This is a genomic window from Tepidimonas taiwanensis (genome assembly GCF_020162115.1).
Taxonomy (GTDB): domain Bacteria; phylum Pseudomonadota; class Gammaproteobacteria; order Burkholderiales; family Burkholderiaceae_C; genus Tepidimonas; species Tepidimonas taiwanensis.
This window is the reverse complement of record NZ_CP083911.1, coordinates 194947-212281: the sequence shown is the minus strand read 5'-3', so window position 1 is coordinate 212281 and position 17335 is coordinate 194947. Positions and strand designations below refer to the sequence as shown.

Below are 17335 nucleotides of genomic sequence, written 5' to 3'. Positions count from 1 at the left end.
CGCGGCTCAGGGCGCGCGCGCCGGTTCCACCCCCGTGGGGACCGTACCTGGGACCGTGCCCGCCGCGGGCGCTGCGGGGTGCGGCCGGTCGATCAGCCGGTCGGCGATGCCGCCGCCGACCCACATCCCGACCAGCGTCAGCCACGCGGTGACGGCGAAAATCGACCCGCCCGTCATGCCCGCCCCGACGGCGCAACCGCCCGCGAGCATCGAGCCGAAGCCCATCAAGATCGCGCCGACGATATAGCGCGGCATCGTGTAAGCGCCGCCAAACCCCTCGAGCTTCCACTCGCGTCCGACCAGCGCACCGGCGAGCGAACCGAGAAAGACCCCGGGCATCAGCCCCAGGCCGAACGACCACGGCTTGTCCGCCTCGGCGAGCACGCGCATCAGCCACTCCGCCGACGGACCGCTGAACGTCATCCCCTGGATCTGCACCGGCTCGAACGAGTGCGTCATCACCTGGTAGCTGAACGCCCACGCCAGCGCGACCATCAACCCCGTGGCGGCGCCGCCGAACCACTTCCAGAACCCCCAGCCGCTGCGCACCGCGAAGTAGAGCGCCGCGGCCATCCACACGAGGCCGAGCGCCAACCCCAGCGCGGGCCCGCCGCCGAGCAGCGCGAGCAGGTCGCGCGACGGCCCGCCATCGACCACCCACCACGCGCTCACCGCCTCGCGCCACGGCGCGAGCACACCGCCCAGCGACGCCTGCGCCGTGACGGCGAAGATCAGCCCCGACAGCAGCGCGCGCAGGTTGCCGTTCGCCGACAGCACCAGCAGCCGGCTGGCGCACCCGCGCGTCATCACCATGCCCAACCCGAACAGCAGCCCGCCGATCAGCGCGCCGGAGAGGCTGCCGCGCGTCGCGAGTTGGCGCGCGCTCGAAACGTCCAGCCAGCCGAGCAGCACCATCGCCTGCACCGCCACCACTGCCGTGGAGAACGCGAGCAGCCACACCGCCAACTTGTCGCCGAAGCGCCGGTGCCAGAACTCGATGACCGCTGCGCGCAGACAAAACTTCGAGCGCTGCCCGAAAAACCCAAAGCCGAGGCCGAGGAGCAGCCCACCCCACGCGAGCACCGCGGGCTCGCCCCAGCGTTCGATCCACGCGGTCACGTCCATGAAAACCCCGTTATCTGCTAATGCGAATATACGAATGGTATTCATGCGCCCGCGTTATGTGTTGACCGGCGTCAAGGATCGTGCGGCGGCTCGACGGTGGCGTCGCAGTCGCAGCCGCGGCCGGCGGCGATCCAGCGCCCGAGCAGCCACCGGTACCCGCGGGTGATCGCCCGCGCCAGCGGCCCGCGGGCGGAACGGGCGGCGGCCTCGGCGGCGAGCAGCGCGCCGCAGCGGTAGCGGCGCTCAGCCCCCACCCAGCGCAGCGCCGCACACGGCCCGCGCCAGCGGCGGCTGAGCACGATGCCCACGGGGCAGGGCGCGAGCAGGCAGCACACCCCGCAGCCGTTGCACGGGGCGCCCGGTGGCGGCTTGGCGGGCGCGTCCGGCTCGATCCACACGATGCGCCCGCGCGTGGCCATCGCCCCCGCCCTCAGCCGCCGCGCGCCAGCACCGGCGCGAGCGCCCGCCCGGTGTGCGTGCCTAACCGCACGAGGTCTTCCGGCGTGCCCGCTGCGACCAGCCGCCCGCCCCCGGCGCCGCCCTCGGGGCCGAGGTCGAGCACCCAGTCGGCCTCGGCGATCAGGTCCAGATCGTGCTCGATGACGACGACGCTGTGCCCCGCGTCCACCAGCCGGTGCAGCACGCGGATGAGCTTGTCCACGTCGGCCATGTGCAGGCCGACGGTCGGCTCGTCCAGCACGTACAGCGTGTGCGGTGCGCGCTGCCCGCGGCGGCCGATGTCGTCGCGCACCTTGGCAAGTTCCGTCACCAGCTTGATGCGCTGCGCCTCGCCACCGGAGAGCGTGGGGCTGGGTTGCCCGAGCGTCAGATACCCCAGGCCGACATCGCGCAGCAGCTGCAGCGGGTGGGCGATCGACGGCATCGACGCGAAGAAGTCCACCGCCTCGTCCACCGACATCGCCAGCACGTCGCCGATCGACTTCCCGCGCCACGTGACGGCCAGCGTCTCCGGGTTGAAGCGCGCGCCGCCGCAGGCTTCGCACGGCACCTTGACGTCGGGCAGGAAACTCATCTCGATGGTGCGCAGACCCTGCCCCTCGCACACCGGACAGCGGCCGTCGCCGGTGTTGAACGAAAAGCGTCCCGGGCCGTAGCCGCGCGCCTTCGCCTCCAGCGTCTCGGCGTAGAGCTTGCGGATCGTGTCCCAAAAGCCGATGTAGGTCGCCGGGCAGGAGCGCGGCGTCTTGCCGATGGGCGTCTGGTCCACCTCCAGCACGCGGTCCACCGCCTCGAACCCCTCCAACGCGTCGCAACCGCTCCAGGCGATCGCGCGGGTCGCTGCCGCAGAGGCCGCCGCTGCGCTTTTACGGCGGCCTTTGGCCTTGGACTCGGCGGTCAGGGGCTCGGCCGCGCGCGCCCGGGGCTGCGCCAGCGCCGCCGCCAGGTTGGTCAACAGCACGTCGCGCGCCAGCGTGGACTTGCCCGAACCGCTGACCCCCGTCACCGCGACCAGCCGGTGCAGCGGAACCGCCACGTCGATACCCTGCAGGTTGTGCCGGCGCGCGCCGCGCAGCACCAGCGCGGGGCCGGCCGGGTCGACCGGACGGCGCGGCTGCAGGGGGTGACGCATCGCGTGCGCCAGGTAGCGGCCGGTCTGCGAGTCGGGCGCGCGCGCGAGATCGTCGACGCTGCCCTGCGCCACCACGCGACCGCCCAGCCGCCCGGCACCGGGGCCGATGTCGATCAGGTGGTCGGCACGTCGGATCGTGTCCTCGTCGTGCTCCACCACGACCAGCGTGTTGCCGTGCTGGCGCAGCGCGTGCAGCGCGTCGAGCAGGATGTGGTTGTCGCGCGGGTGCAGCCCGATGGTGGGCTCGTCCAGCACGTAGCACACGCCCTGCAGGTTCGAGCCCAGTTGCGCGGCGAGCCGGATGCGCTGCGCCTCGCCGCCAGAGAGCGTCGGCGCGCCGCGGTCCAGCGTCAGATACCCCAGCCCCACCTGCTGCAGGAAGCGCAGGCGGCTTTCGATCTCGGGCAGCAGGTCGCGCGCGATGTCGGCCTCGCGTTCGCTCAACACCCCCGGCTGGCGCAGGGCCTGTACCCACGCCAGCACGTCGTCGACGCTCAGGCGCGCGATGTCGGTGATGGGCCGGTCGTGAAAGCGCACCGCGCGCGCCACCGGGTTGAGCCGCGTGCCGCCGCAGGTCGCGCACGGCTGGTCGCCGAGGTCGTCGAGGTCCGGTTCGGCGAAGGTCTGCTCGCGCCCGCGCGGGTCGTCGTCGCGCTGGCTGTCGTCGAGCGCGCGGCGCTGCTCGCGCGTGAGCTGCACGCCCGTGCCCACGCAGTCCGGGCACCAGCCGTGCGCGCTGTTGTACGAAAACAGCCGCGGATCGAGCTCCGCATAGCTCGTGCCGCACACGGGGCAGGCGCGCTTGGTGGAGTACACCGTCACCTCGCCCATCCCGCGGCCGGTGCCCCCGGCCGCAAGCGCCGCCGCCAGCCCGTCGATGCCGCTCAACACGTGCACCACGCCCTTGCCGTGCTGCAGCGCGAGCTGCACCGCGGCGCGCAGCTCGCCCTCGGTGGATGGCGTCACGTGGACGGTGGCCACGGGCAGCTCGACCGTGTGTTCCTTGAAGCGGTCCAGCCGCGGAAAACCCCGCGTGGGCAGCCACTCGCCGTCCACCCGCAGGTGGGCGTAGCCGCGCTGCGCCGCCCACTCGGCCCATTCGGTGTAGAGGCCCTTGCGGTGGATGACGAGCGGCGCCAGCACGGCCAGCGTCTGCCCGCGGTGGCGCTGCAGCAGCTGCGCGACGATGCGCTCGGGCGTCTGCGGCTGCACCGGCGCGCCGTCGTGCACGCAGTGCTGCACGCCCAGCTTGACGTAGAGCAGCCGCAGGTAGTGCCAGACCTCGGTCACCGTGCCGACGGTGGACTTGCGCCCGCCGCGCGAGAGGCGCTGCTCGATGGCCACCGTCGGCGGGATGCCCCAGACGGCGTCCACCTCCGGCCGGCCCGCGGGCTGCACGATGCTGCGCGCGTAGGCGTTGAGGCTCTCCAGGTAGCGCCGCTGCCCCTCGTTGAACAGGATGTCGAACGCCAGCGTCGACTTGCCCGAACCGCTGACGCCCGTGATGACGGTGAAGCGCCCGCGCGGGATGTCCACCGACAGGTCGCGCAGGTTGTGCTCGCGCGCGTGCACGATGCGGATGGCCTCGGGCGCTTGCGCGGGACGGGTCGGCGGCGCGGGCCAGGCCGGGCGCGGCTCACCCGCCGCGGCGGCCTCCCCGAGCGCCTCGGCGTATTCGCGCAGCGCCGCGCCGGTGTGGCTGGTCGGGTGCTGCCGCAGGTCCTCCGGCGTGCCGGTAAACACCACCGTGCCGCCGCCGTCGCCGCCCTCCGGCCCGAGGTCGATCACCCAGTCCGCCGCACGGATCACGTCCAGGTTGTGCTCGATGATGACCAGCGAGTGCCCAGCCTCCAGCAGCTTGCGCAGCGCGCGCATCAGCTTGGCGATGTCGTCGAAATGCAGCCCGGTGGTCGGCTCGTCGAACAGAAACAGCGTGCCGCGCGCCCGGCCCTTGCCGGGCCACGGGGCCGCCGGCGCGGGATCGCCGCCGCGGGTGCGGCGCGCGCGCGGGGTGGCCGCGGCCGCAGCGGCCAGATGGCCCGCGAGCTTCAGGCGCTGCGCCTCGCCGCCGGAGAGCGTGGGCACCGGCTGCCCCAGCCGCAGGTACTCCAGCCCCACGTCCAGCAGCGGCTGCAAGGCGCGCATCACCTCGCGGTCGGCGGCGAAGCACTGCGCCGCCTCGGCCACCGTCAGCTCCAGCACGTCGGCCACGCTGAGCCAGCGCCCGCCGCGCTCGATGGTCACCTCCAGCACCTCCGGCCGGTAGCGCCGCCCGTGGCAATCCGGGCAGCGCAGGTACACGTCCGACAGGAACTGCATCTCCACGTGCTCGAAGCCCGAGCCGCCGCACGTCGGGCAACGCCCGTCGCCGCTGTTGAAACTGAACTTGGCCGCGGTGTAGCCGCGCTGCTGCGCCAGCGGCGTCTGCGCAAACAGCGTGCGGATCGCGTCCCACGCACCGACGTAACTGACCGGGTTGGAGCGCGCGGTCTTGCCGATCGGCGACTGATCGACGAAGACGACGCCCTCCAGATGGTCGGCCCCGAGCAGCCGCTCGTGCGCGCCGGGCGCCTCGGTGGACTGGCCGAAGTGCCGCAACAGCGCCGGGGCCAGGATGTCCTGCACCAGCGTCGACTTGCCCGAGCCGCTCACGCCCGTGACCACCACCAGCCGCTGCAGCGGAAAGGCCACATCGATGCCGCGCAGGTTGTGCTCGCGCGCCCCTTCCAGAATCAGGCGCGGGGTGGCGTCGGTCACCATGCGCTTGACGCCAAAGCCGATCTGCCGCCGCCCCGACAGGTACTGGCCGGTCAGCGTGTCGGCCGTGCGCAACTGCTGCGGCGTGCCATCGAAGACGATGCGCCCGCCGCGCTCGCCCGGTCCCGGCCCCATGTCCAGGATGCGGTCGGCGGCCAGCATCACGGCCGGATCGTGCTCCACCACCACCAGCGTGTTGCCCGCATCGCGCAGCCGCACCATCGCCTGGTTGATGCGCGCCATGTCGCGCGGGTGCAGGCCGATCGAGGGCTCGTCCAGCACGAACAGCGTGTTGACCAGCGACGTGCCCAGCGCCGTGGTCAGGTTGATGCGCTGCACCTCGCCGCCGGAGAGCGTGCGGCTTTGCCGATCCAGCGTCAGGTAGCCCAGCCCCACATCGCACAGGTAGCGCAGCCGCGTCGTGATCTCGTCGTACAACAGCGCCTGCGCTTGCCGCTCGCCGGCGGGCAGGGTGTCGAGCCGCGCCTGCAGCCGCTCGAAAAAGACCCGCAGCCGCTCGATCGGCAGGCCCATCAGGTCGTGCAGGCACAGCCCGGGCAGCGCGCGCAACTGCTCGTCGCTCCACGCGACGCCGCGCGGGCGAAAACGCTGCTCGGGCGGCAGCACGGCGTCGGCGTCCTCGCGCGTGCCGATGCGCCACAGCAGGCTCTCGGCCTTGAGCCGCGCGCCGCCGCAGTCCGGACACTCCGTGTAGCTGCGGTATTTGGAGAGCAGCACGCGGATGTGCATCTTGTACGCCTTGCTCTCCAGGTAGTCGAAGAAGCGCCGGATACCGTACCACTGCCGCTGCCAGTCGCCGTTCCAGTTCGGCGACCCCTCCAGCACCCAGCGCCGCTGTTCGGGCGTGAGCTGGTACCACGGCGTGTCGCGCGGGATGCCGGCCGCTTCCGCGTGCCGCATCAGGTCGTCCTGGCACTCGCGGAACGCCGGCGTCTGGATCGGCTTGATCGCGCCGGCGCGCAGCGTCAGCTTGTCGTTGGGGATGACCAGCCCCCAGTCCACCCCGATCACGCGCCCGAAGCCGCGGCACGTCTCGCACGCCCCGGCCGGGGAGTTGAACGAGAACAGCGACGGCCGCGGGTCCGCGTAGCGGATGTCGCTCTCGGGGCAGTGCAGCCCGGTGGAGTATCGCCACAGGGCCGGCTCGGCGTCGTCGGCCAACGCGTACACGGTCAACCGCCCACCGCCGCGCTTGAGCGCCGTTTCCACCGCCTCCGCGACGCGCGCCGGGTCCGCGTTGCCGAGGCGAAAGCGATCCGCCACCACGTCCAGCACCTGCTTCGGGCCGCTGGGCGTGGCCACGACGCGCTGCGCCTGCACGCGCGTGTAGCCGCTGGCCGACAGCCACTGCTGCACTTCCGCCTCGCTCGTGTCGGCCGGCAGCTCGACGGCAAAGGTCACGACCAGCCGCGGATCACCGGCCGCCGCGGCGCGCGCGCGCAGGTCGGCGACGATCGTCTCCACCGTGTCGTGCCGCACCGGCAGCGCCGTGACGCGGTCGAACAGCTGCCCCGCGCGGGCAAACAGCAGCTTCAGGTGGTCGTTGAGCTCCGTCATCGTCCCAACCGTCGAGCGCGATGTGCGCACCGGGTTGGTCTGGTCGATGGCGATGGCGGGTGGCACGCCGTCGATGCGATCGACCGCCGGCTTGTCCATGCGATCCAGAAACTGCCGCGCATACGCCGAGAACGTCTCGACATAGCGCCGCTGCCCCTCGGCAAACAGCGTATCGAACACCAGGCTGGACTTGCCGGAGCCGCTCGGGCCCGTCACCACCGTGATCTCGCCGGTGCGGATGTCCACGTCCAGCCCGCGCAGGTTGTGCTGGCGCGCACCGCGGATGCGGATCACACCGGCATCGGCAGCCCCATCGACGCCCCCATCGACGCCTCCATCGGCACCCCGACTGGCACCCGCATCAAACGCCGGACCGCCACCGGCATCGGCCACGGGGCGTACACCCTCGACCGGCGCGGGTGCCCGCCGGACCGACGCGGCGTCATCGGGGAGGGTGTCATCGGCAGCGGAATGGGCGGTCACGGCGGGGTCCGGATACACTGGGCAGGGCGAAACATTGTAAAAACGCCCCCAAGGGCTTGCTGCGGGCGGGGACGCCCGCGCACCGCCCGATGACGCGAGGACACCAACGACTGCACACCGACCCAGGAGACGAACGACGATGGCCGCCATCCCACCCGTGTGTGACTTCGGCTGGAAAGCCCCCGGCTTCGACCTGCCGGGCACCGACGGCAAGCGCTACCGCTACGAAGATATCCGCGGCTCGCGCGGCACGCTGGTGATGTTCATCTGCAACCATTGCCCGTATGTGCAGGCCATCCTGCCGCGGCTGATCCCGGTCACCCGCGAGCTGCAGGCGATGGGCATCGGTGTCGCGGCCATCTCCGCCAACGATCCCGAGGCCTATCCCGAGGACTCGTTCGAGAACATGCAGCGCGTCGCGCGCGAGCGCGGGTTTCCGTTCCCGTACCTGTACGACGAAACGCAGGACGTCGCCCGCGCGTGGGGGGCCGTGTGCACGCCGGACTTCTTCGGCTTCAACGCCGCGGACGAACTGCAGTACCGCGGGCGCTTCGACGCGTCGCGCAAAGAGAGCGCCCCCGAGGGGACGCCGTGCGACCTGTTGGAGGCGATGCGCCTGATCGCGCAGACCGGACAGGGGCCGCGCGATCAGATCGCCAGCATCGGCTGCTCGATCAAGTGGCGTTCGGCTTGACGATCAGCACCGGCACCTTGGCGTGTGTGAGCACCTTCTGCGCCACGCTGCCCAGGATCAGCGCCTGCACGCCCTTACGGCCGTGCGAGCCCATCACGATCAGGTCGCAGCCCTCGGCGTCGGCCGTCTCCAGGATGCCTTCGTAGGTCACGTTGCGCTCGATGGTGTCGCCGGAAAACGACACCCCGCGCGCGACGCACACCTGCTTGAGGTCCTCCAACGCCCGGTTGGCCGCCGCCTGGGCCTCGGCCAGATACGCCTGCAGCCCGACGGCCGACGCGTCGCCGATCCCGATGTACGGGAACGGGTCGATCACGTACACCCCGACGATCGCAGCGCCGTGCTGCTTGGCCAGATCGGCCGCCAGTTCACCCGCGGCGTGAGACAGGGCCGAGCCATCGACGGGGACGAGGATCTTCTTGAACATCGCTGGGTCTCCTTGCTAGCGTGGTGCCCACATCTTAGCCCACGCCAACGCGCCCGCGGCCACCGCTGCGCCGGCGAATCCCGCGGCTTTGCGCTGCGTCAAATGGGCTCGGCGACGGCGCAGCGTCAGCCGCCGGCACGGCCCAGCACCACAGCGCGGCCGGTTTGCCCGTGCGGTGAATCGCGCCCATAATCACCGCATGTTTTGCGGTGAATCGCGTTACATCTGGCAGGCGGAGTACTGGCCGAACTGGCGATACGACCTGGCCACGCTCGCCAGCCCGATGGCCGAGGTCGCCCGACTGCAGGGGGTGCTGCTCGGGCGTCTCGCCGACGTCGGCTTTGCGCTGCGCGACCAGGCGAGCCTCGCCGCCCTGACCGAGGACGTCATCAAAACCAGCGAAATCGAGGGTGAACGGCTGGACGCCGCGTCGGTGCGTTCGTCGATCGCGCGCCGCCTCGGGGTGGACATCGGCGCCCTGGCGCCCGCCGACCGCCACGTGGACGGGATCGTGGACATGATCCTCGACGCCACGACCAACTGCCACGCCCCGCTCACCCGGGAGCGGTTGTTCGGCTGGCACGCCGCTCTTTTCCCGACGGGGTATTCTGGCCTGTCCCGTATCACCGTGGGCGCGTGGCGCGATGACGCAAAGGGCCCCATGCAAGTCGTCTCCGGTCCCATCGGGCGCCAGCGCGTGCACTTCGAGGCCCCGCCGGCCGACCGGCTGGATGTGGAAATGGATCGCTTTTTGCACTGGGTCAACACCCCGACCGACGAACATCCACCCTTGCTCAAGGCTGCGTTGGCGCACCTGTGGTTCGTCACGTTACATCCGTTCGATGACGGCAACGGCCGCATCGCCCGCGCGATCGGCGCCATGCTGCTCGCCCGCGCCGACGGCAGCCCACAGCGGTTCTACAGCCTTTCCGCACAAATCCAGCGCGAACGGCAGGACTATTACGACATCCTCGAACGCACGCAAAAAGGCACGCTGGACGTGACCGACTGGTTGGCCTGGTTCTTGCGTACGCTACACCGCGCGCTGGAACGGGCACACGAATCGCTGGACGCCGTCCTGTACAAAGCACGATTCTGGCAACGCCACGCGAGCATCCCGATGAACGCCCGCCAAATCAAGGTTCTCAACCGACTGCTGGACGGCTTCGATGGCAAAATGACCACGCGCAAGTGGGCCGTTATCGCAAAATGCTCGCCCGATACCGCGCTGCGGGATATCAATGATCTGCTTGCGCGCGGGGTATTGCAAAAATGCAATGCAGGCGGGCGATCGACGGCGTACACCATTGACTTGTGAACGCCCCTCACACTAGAATTGGCTAGTGCTCGATGAAGCACTCATGAAGACAATACCGGCTCACTGGCCTTGGCATCGAGCCGCCGGCGTATCCAGGCACTGCTGGGTACTCTCGACAGCCCCAGGGCTTCTTTGAAGAATCGATCGGCCCGGAACGGTTCGATGGCTTCGAAGTCGCGCTTGCCCAGACTCAGCAGGCCCGTCATCGCCTTGACCATGTCCGAGGTCTTCATGCCTTGCGAGACCGGCAGCCGGGAATCGATCACCGCATCGACTTGCGCCACTTCGCAACACTGGCCAATGAGCGCCAGTCCAGAATAAGAGGTCAGGTTCGGCTTGCCTGTCTGGCGGACTTCAAATTTCGGCATGATCAGTTGGGTGATGAGTAACGATGCGACATTCCTACAATGAATCAACAGGTTGTATTTGATATATGACAAATGAACACGGATTCAGGGTAGTCAGTTACACGCCTAACAACGCCATCAATCCGGACGTGCAAAAGCGCTGCTTCGCTCTGCTTTTGCACGCCGGTTATGGCCAACGTTAGGGCTTCCCATGACCACTGCCAACTACTTTCGTAACCGGTGGAACACGGAGCTGAAATACTGGCGTCTTCGCTGGTGGCAGTTTGCACTGCTCTTGCTGTGGTCTGCTTGGTCATTGATCTGCGGCTGGCTTTTCCCTGCGCACCCAGAGCTATGGCTGTTCCCCCAAGCGCCCTTCTTACCTTTCGGTTACCTTGGTGGTGGGCTATTCATGTTTATCTTTCCGGGACAACCATGGGCCTATCCACTCGGTTTATGCTTAACGGTTTTTCTGCTCACCTATCTCGCTCTGGTTAGTTGGCGGCGGCATCGTAACGGCAAACACCCTAACCCCTCGCTCCAGAGGGACGCTCCGCCGGCAGGTGATGCGCGGCGTTAGGCTTCAACCTGAATCCGTGGTCATCAAAGTTGAAGCCTCTCCTATGAGCTTTCTGGCATATCCGCCTGGAAGCCTGAATTTTCTGTCAGCCGATGGTCTTTCCAGGGGCGGCGCACGGCCTTTTGGCACCGAAAGTCGGTTCTGGTGGGACGGCGTCAGGTCAATTTCCTGCTCCAGGACGAGCCCCAGCCTTCCGTGAGACCGTTGCACAGGTAGCGCATGGGCCACCATCGGTGGCTGGTGGGACGCGCATCATGTGTGACACACAGCCGCAGTGCGCCCAAAAGGCGCCAAAAGGCCCGGAGCGGGGGCAGAAAAGGGCCGCTGAAGGCCCCAAAAGCGTGCTGACCTGCTCAAAACCATCGGCGGCGGCGGAAAAGAGCGGCTTCGGTGCGGACTTTTTCAACAGCCTGGTAAATCATTTGATTGCACGAGTCCGGCGACAACTATGTTTGCTCCGCCTTCGACACGTCACGCCGCCTAATTTTACCTGCCCGAAAACACCTCTCAAACCCCCCTGCAATTTATTCTGGCGAGTAGAAAAGCCTTGTTCCACAGTTGGCGCAAGAATGAACTTTCACGTACGTTTGCCCCATCTTTTTGTGAACCGAAATCCTAGACGATCCGCAGGCATAACAAGTTGCCTTAGGACCCCGCATCGCCTGCGGGTAAGTCTTTTTGTACCAATTGTAGCCTCTACTCAAATAATAATACCTTACCCCAAACTTGAGCGCAATAATGAAAATTACAAACGGAATGAAGAACGCAAAGAAATTATTCTCGCCCAAGACTTTCTCCAGTATTAAGTTGATTGACGCATCCAGCGGGACTTCAGCCTACAACCCCAAATTTAGAAGGTCGCAGCTCTGTCCGATTGAGCCGTGGGCGCTCAGTATATCATACCTTGGGTTTACCCCCATCCAAATTGCGTCTGGCGGCAGCAGCTGAAAACGCCGCTTGTGCATTGACAATGCACGCACAGCCCAATCGTAAAAGAACACAGCACCCCGAATAATTGAGAGCGCAATTTAGGGCTTATGCTTTTTCAACGAGCCCAACCGCCTTTTCTTAGCGCAATCACCGCACCAACGGCAACAACCCCAGCACACGCAATTGGCCGTTGGCGTCGGATTCGGTGACGACGGCGGTGGTGGTATCCGGTTGTTCGCCGGTGAGGGCGTCGATGTTGGGCAGGTGGGTGACGATGATGAGCGGCTGCGGGCCGCGCAAGCGGCGCACCCAGTTCTCGGCGGCGTCCATCGCCGCGTTCATCCCGGGCCCCTGACCGGAGAGAAATTCGCGCAGCGCGGGGTCGAGCGTGGCCTTGCCGAAGGCCAGCATCGCGGTGTCGCGCGTGCGGCACATCGCGGAGGCGACGACCTGCACCTTGTCCGGGGTCAGGCCCCGGCGGGCGAACGCCTGGCCGATGGCCTCGGCATCGCGCCGCCCCTTGCCGGTGAGCATGTTTTCGCCGCGGCACTGGCCGGTTTCGTCGTAGTGCGATCCCTGGCGGCCGCTGGCGTCGGTGTGCCGCATCAGCACGACGATGTTCGGTCGGGTGGTGATGGCCTGCCACAGCGCTTCGGCATCCCGCGCCGCGGCGGGCGCTGTCGCCACGAAGTAGCTTCCAAGAACCGCGCCCATCAACGACGCGCGCCACGCCCACTTTCGCATCGCTCGCCCCTCCACGCTCAACCGTCCATCCCCAGCGGTGCCATCGCCGGCACCGCTTCGATCGCCACCGCACAGTATTTCACTTCGGCGATTTTGGCAATCGGGTCGAGCGCGGGGATGGTGAGCAGGTTGGCCGCCGCCTCGGCGTACGCAAACGGCATGAAGGCGACGTCCGGGGGGACGGCCTCGTCGGCGCGGGTGGCGACGGTGATCTGCCCACGGCGGCTGCGCAGCACGACGCACCCGCCCGCCGCCACGCCCAGTCGCGCCAGCGTCTGCGGGTGCAGGCTGACGTGCGGCACCGGCTCGATCGCGTCGAGCACGGCGCTGCGGCGCGTCATCGCGCCGGTGTGCCAGTGCTCCAGCTGGCGACCGGTGATGAGCACGAACGGGTAGTCCGCGTCCGGCGGCTCGGCGGGGGCACTGAGGCGCGCGCTCACCAGGTGCGCGCGGCCGTCTGCGGTGGGGAAACGGTCTGTGAAGACGATGGGGTGGCCGGGGTCGTCCGCGGTGGGCACGGGGTGCGTGATCGCCCCCACGCGCAGCAGCCGCTCCCACGACAAGCCGGCGAGCGCGGGCATGAGGCCGCGCATCTCGTCGAACACGCGGCCGATGCCACTGCCCGGTTCGGCCCCGCCGCCGTGCGGGTCGATCCCGTAGTTCCACGCCAGCCCCAGCCGGCGCGCGAGCTGCTCCAAAATCCACGCGTCGGCGCGCGCGTCGCCCGGCGGCGCGACGGCGGGCCGGCCCAGTTGCACGGTGCGGTCGGTGTTGGTGACGGTGCCGGTCTTTTCCGGCCAGGCGGTGGCGGGCAGCACGACGTCGGCCAGCGCCGCGGTCTCGGTGAGAAAGATGTCGATGACCGTCAGGTGTTCGAGCCGCGCGAGCGCCTCCCGCGCGTGCGCGGCGTCGGGGTCGCTCATCGCGGGATTTTCGCCTTGGATGAGCATCGCGCGGATGCGCCCCTCATACGCGGCATCGAGGATTTCGACGACGGTCAGTCCCGGTTCGTCCGGCAGGAAGCCCGCGGGCAGGCCCCACGCCGCCTCGGCCGCGGCGCGGTGTTCGGGCACGCCGACGCGGTGGTAGTCCGGCAGCACCATCGGGATCAGACCGGCGTCGCTGGCCCCCTGCACGTTGTTTTGCCCGCGCAGCGGATGCAAGCCGGTACCGGGGCGGCCGATCTGGCCGGTCAGCAGGGCGAGTGCGATGAGGGCACGGGCGTTGTCCGTGCCGTGGCTGTGCTGCGCCACGCCCATGCCCCAGAAAATCATGCTGGCCGGCGACGTGGCGTAGGCGCGCGCCACCTCACGGATCGTCGCCGCGTCGATGCCGCACAGCGGGGCCATCGCCTCCGGGGCGAAGGCCTGCAGGTGCGCGCGCAGCGCGGCGAGATCGCCCGGGTGCACCCGCTCGGCGACGAACGCCTCGTCGACCAGCCCCTCGCTGACGATGACGTGCAGCATCGCGTTGAGCAGCGCCACGTCCGCCCCCGGCGTGAAGGTGAGCGTGCGCCACGCGTGGCGGGCCAGTTCGGTGCGGCGCGGGTCGGCCAGCACCAGCCGCGCGCCGCGGCGCACGGCGTTCTTGATCCAGGTGGCCGCCACCGGGTGGTTTTGCACCGGGTTGGCCCCGATGACGAAGATGAAGTCCGCGTGCGCCACGTCGCGCACGGGGTTGCTGACGGCGCCGGAGCCGATGCCCTCCATCAGCGCGGCGACACTGGAGGCGTGGCACAGCCGCGTGCAGTGGTCCACGTTGTGGGTGCGGAAGGCGCTGCGGATGAGCTTTTGGAAGAGGTACGCCTCTTCGTTGCTGCCCTTGGCGGAGCCGAAGCCCGCGACGGGCACCGCACGGCCGCGCAGGCCCTGCGCCCGCGCGGCGTCGCGCATGCGCGCGAGGCCCGCCGCGGCGGTGTCCAGCGCCTCGTCCCACGTCGCGGGGCGGAATTGCGCCAGCAGCTTGGCGTGATCGGCCCGCCCGTCGGGCCCGCGCGTCAGGATCGCGGGGTCCTTGGGCGCGTCGGCGCGGCGGATCAGCGGTGTGGTCAGGCGCTGCGGGTGGTGGACGTAGTCCATGCCAAAGCGCCCCTTGACGCACAGCCGGCCGTCGTTCGCGGGGCCGGGGGCACCTTCGACGCGGTCGATGCGGCCATCCTTGACGTGGATGGCCACGGCGCACCCGACGCCGCAGAACGGGCAGACCGACGCGACGACACGGTCGGCGCGGCGCGTGTAGGCCCCGTTGGCCGGGGCCAGCGCGCCGGTGGGGCACGCCTGCACGCATTCGCCACAGGCCACACAGGTGCTGTCGGCCACGGGGTCGTCCTGGTCGAACACGATGTGCGCGTGCGCCCCGCGCCCGGCGAGCCCGAGCACGTCGTTGCCCTGCACGTCGCGGCAGGCGCGCACACAGCGCGTGCACTGGATGCAGGCGTCGAGCCGCACGGTGAAGGCGGGATGGCTGGTGTCCGGTTGCGCCGCCTGCTGCGCCGCTCCGCGCGCGGGCCAGCGCTGCGGGTCTGCGCCCAGCGCCTGCTGCCAGTGGGCGAGCTCGCTGTCCCAGCGTAGCGTGTCACGCTGCGGCGCGTCCGCGGCCAGCAGCTCCAGCACCGTGCGACGGGCACGTACGGCGCGGGCGCTGTCGGTGCGTACCTGCATCCCGGGCGTCGGGGCGCGGCAGCAGGACGCGGCCAGCGTGCGCTCGCCCACCACCTCCACCACACACACGCGGCAGTTGCCCGCCGGGGGCAGGCCGGGGCGGTGGCACAGGTGCGGCAGCGTCGTGCCTTCGCGGCGCGCGACGTCCCAGATCGACTCGCCGGGTCGCGCCGTCACGGCGCGGCCGTCGAGGGTAAAGGGAATGGTGCCGGGGATAGCGCCGGGGACGGGGCCGGGTGCAGCCGGTGCGGTCATGGGGCCACCTCGTGCGGAAAGTAGCGCAGCACGCTGTCGATCGGGTTGGGCGCCGCCTGCCCGAGGCCGCAGATGGACGCCTCGCGCATCACGTGGGACAGGTCCGAGAGGCGCTCGCGGTCCCACATCGGTGCCTGCGCCAGGGCCACGGCCTGCGTGGTGCCGGCCCGGCACGGCGTGCACTGGCCGCATGACTCGTGCGCGAAGAAGCGCAGCAGCGACAGCGCTGCGTCGCGTGCGCGATCGGCCTCCGACAGCACCACCACCGCCATCGAGCCGATGAACGCGCCGTAATCGGCCAGCGTGTCGAAGTCCAGCGGTACGTCGGCCAGAGCCGCCGGGAGAATGCCGCCCGACGCGCCGCCGGGCAAAAAGGCGTACAGCCGGTGGCCGTCGGCCATGCCACCGGCGGCGGCGATCAACTCGTTGAGCGTGCTGCCGGCCGGCAACCGATACACCCCGGGCCGCCGCACGCGGCCGCTGACGCTGTAGCGCCGCCAGCCGCTGCGGCCGCGCACGCCACCCGCAGCCCACGCCGCGCCACCGTCGCGCAGCAACGTCGGCAGCCACCACAGCGTCTCCACGTTGTGCGCCAGCGTCGGGCGGCCGTACACCCCGCGCACCGCGGTGATCGGCGGCCGCAGCCGGGGCAGCCCCCGCTTGCCCTCCAGCGACTCGATCAGCGCCGATTCCTCACCACAGACGTAGGCCCCCGCGCCGCGGCGCAGCTCAATGGTCGGGCCGCCGGGCGGCAGCAGCGCACCGCCCCCTTCCGCGCCGCCGGCCGACCGCGGGCCAAATGCCGCCGGATAGCGCCGCTGCCAGTCGGCCAGCCGCGCGCGCAGCGCGTCCAGCTCCTGCGCCAGCAGCGCGCGCACGTCGTGGTACTCGTCGCGCACGTACAGCCACAGGTGGTCGAGCCCCACCACCGCCGCCGCGATCAACATGCCCTCCAGCGCCGGTCGCGGATCGTGCGCCAGGACGTGCCAGTCCTTGAACGTGCCGACCTCGCCCTCGTCGATATTGACGACACCGTGGCGCGGGGTGGGCTGTCCGGCGACGGTAACCCATTTGCGCCACGCCGGAAAACCCGCGCCGCCCAGCCCGCGCAGGCCGCTGGCCTCCAGTTCCCGCAGCACGTCGATGGGCCGCAGCTCGCCGCGCAGCAACCGCTCGAACTGCGCGTAGTCTTCCGCGCGCGCCGGTGCACCCGTGGCCGGCAGCGCGCGCGGCCCGGTGTCGCCCGCGCGCACGAGTGCCACGAGCTGCGCGGCGTCGGCGGGGGCCACCTGACGCTGCCCCACGCAGGCCGCGGGCGCGCGGTGGCACTGGCCGATGCACGGCACCGCCTCCACCGCCACATCAGCGTCGTCCGCGAGCGCCTGCCGCACCTGCTCCAGCAGCGTTTCAGCCCCCGCCATCTGGCACGGCAGGCTGGTGCACACGCGCACGGTCGCCCGCGGTGGGGTTGCGCCGTCGTCCAGCACCCGGAAGTGGTGGTAGAAGGTCGCGACCTCGTATACCTCCGCCTGGCTCAGGCGCAGCCGCTCGGCCAGCGCGGCCAGATCGTCGCGCGTGAGCCCCCCCAGCGCGTCCTGCAATCGGTGCAGGTGCTCGATCAGTAATTCGCGCTGCGGTGCCAGGCCGCCGCAGAGTTGCTCCACGCGCGCGCGCGCCGCGTCGGTCGGCTGTCGCCCTTTGGGTGTAGACCTGCCGCGGCGCAGACGGCCATCGGCCGCCGTGCCGTTGGGTTGATGCCGGGATGCGTAAGACGCCACCAGTGACTCCTGTGCTTCGACCGATGCGCCATCATCCCGGAAACAGCCCCCGCCGGGTAGCAGGGAAA

Annotated in this window: 9 protein-coding genes and 1 pseudogene; 2 read left to right on the top strand and 8 right to left on the bottom strand. The window is 69.9% G+C overall.

The genetic code is table 11. The annotated features are described in order from the left end of the window. Positions 1 to 6 precede the first annotated feature (6 nt). The 3 genes from LCC91_RS00970 to uvrA form a co-directional block, all read right to left on the bottom strand. Positions 7 to 1125, bottom strand: coding sequence for a YeeE/YedE family protein (locus LCC91_RS00970; RefSeq protein ID WP_043699778.1), 1119 nt, complete (start codon positions 1123 to 1125; stop codon positions 7 to 9). A 71-nt stretch (positions 1126 to 1196) separates the two neighbouring features. Next, positions 1197 to 1544: a hypothetical protein gene (locus LCC91_RS00965; RefSeq protein ID WP_043699781.1), complete on the bottom strand. Its 348-nt coding sequence runs from the start codon at positions 1542 to 1544 to the stop codon at positions 1197 to 1199. Positions 1545 to 1555: 11 nt separating this feature from the next. Then, positions 1556 to 7345 (bottom strand): excinuclease ABC subunit UvrA, encoded by a 5790-nt coding sequence (gene uvrA, locus LCC91_RS00960; RefSeq protein ID WP_043699810.1) that lies wholly within the window; start codon positions 7343 to 7345, stop codon positions 1556 to 1558. A 328-nt stretch (positions 7346 to 7673) separates the two neighbouring features. Between uvrA and LCC91_RS00955 the strand changes: the two genes are divergently transcribed. Beyond that, positions 7674 to 8228: a thioredoxin family protein gene (locus LCC91_RS00955; RefSeq protein WP_043699783.1), complete on the top strand. Its 555-nt coding sequence runs from the start codon at positions 7674 to 7676 to the stop codon at positions 8226 to 8228. Here LCC91_RS00955 and LCC91_RS00950 read toward each other — a convergent pair. Next, positions 8209 to 8655, bottom strand: a complete 447-nt coding sequence (locus LCC91_RS00950) for a universal stress protein (RefSeq protein ID WP_043699785.1) — start codon at positions 8653 to 8655, stop codon at positions 8209 to 8211. The genes LCC91_RS00955 and LCC91_RS00950 overlap by 20 nt on opposite strands. 199 nt (positions 8656 to 8854) lie before the next feature. Here LCC91_RS00950 and LCC91_RS00945 point away from each other — a divergent pair, with 199 nt between their 5' ends. Continuing rightward, on the top strand, positions 8855 to 9973 hold the full coding sequence (locus LCC91_RS00945) for a Fic family protein (protein WP_043699789.1): 1119 nt from the start codon (positions 8855 to 8857) through the stop codon (positions 9971 to 9973). 59 nt (positions 9974 to 10032) lie between these two features. Here LCC91_RS00945 and LCC91_RS00940 read toward each other — a convergent pair. The 4 genes and pseudogenes from LCC91_RS00940 to LCC91_RS00925 all read right to left on the bottom strand — a co-directional run. Beyond that, positions 10033 to 10341: pseudogene (locus tag LCC91_RS00940) on the bottom strand (IS1380 family transposase); the annotation flags it as partial. Positions 10342 to 11977: 1636 nt separating this feature from the next. Beyond that, positions 11978 to 12574, bottom strand: coding sequence for a histidine phosphatase family protein (locus tag LCC91_RS00935; protein ID WP_052231527.1), 597 nt, complete (start codon positions 12572 to 12574; stop codon positions 11978 to 11980). 17 nt (positions 12575 to 12591) lie between these two features. Next, entirely contained in the window at positions 12592 to 15489 is a 2898-nt protein-coding gene (locus LCC91_RS00930) for a molybdopterin-dependent oxidoreductase (protein WP_185974859.1), read from the bottom strand. Beyond that, complete coding sequence (locus tag LCC91_RS00925) at positions 15486 to 17267, bottom strand: NAD(P)H-dependent oxidoreductase subunit E (protein WP_058616490.1); 1782 nt, start codon at positions 17265 to 17267, stop codon at positions 15486 to 15488. The genes LCC91_RS00930 and LCC91_RS00925 overlap by 4 nt, the downstream gene beginning before the upstream one ends. Between the last annotated feature and the right edge of the window lie 68 nt (positions 17268 to 17335).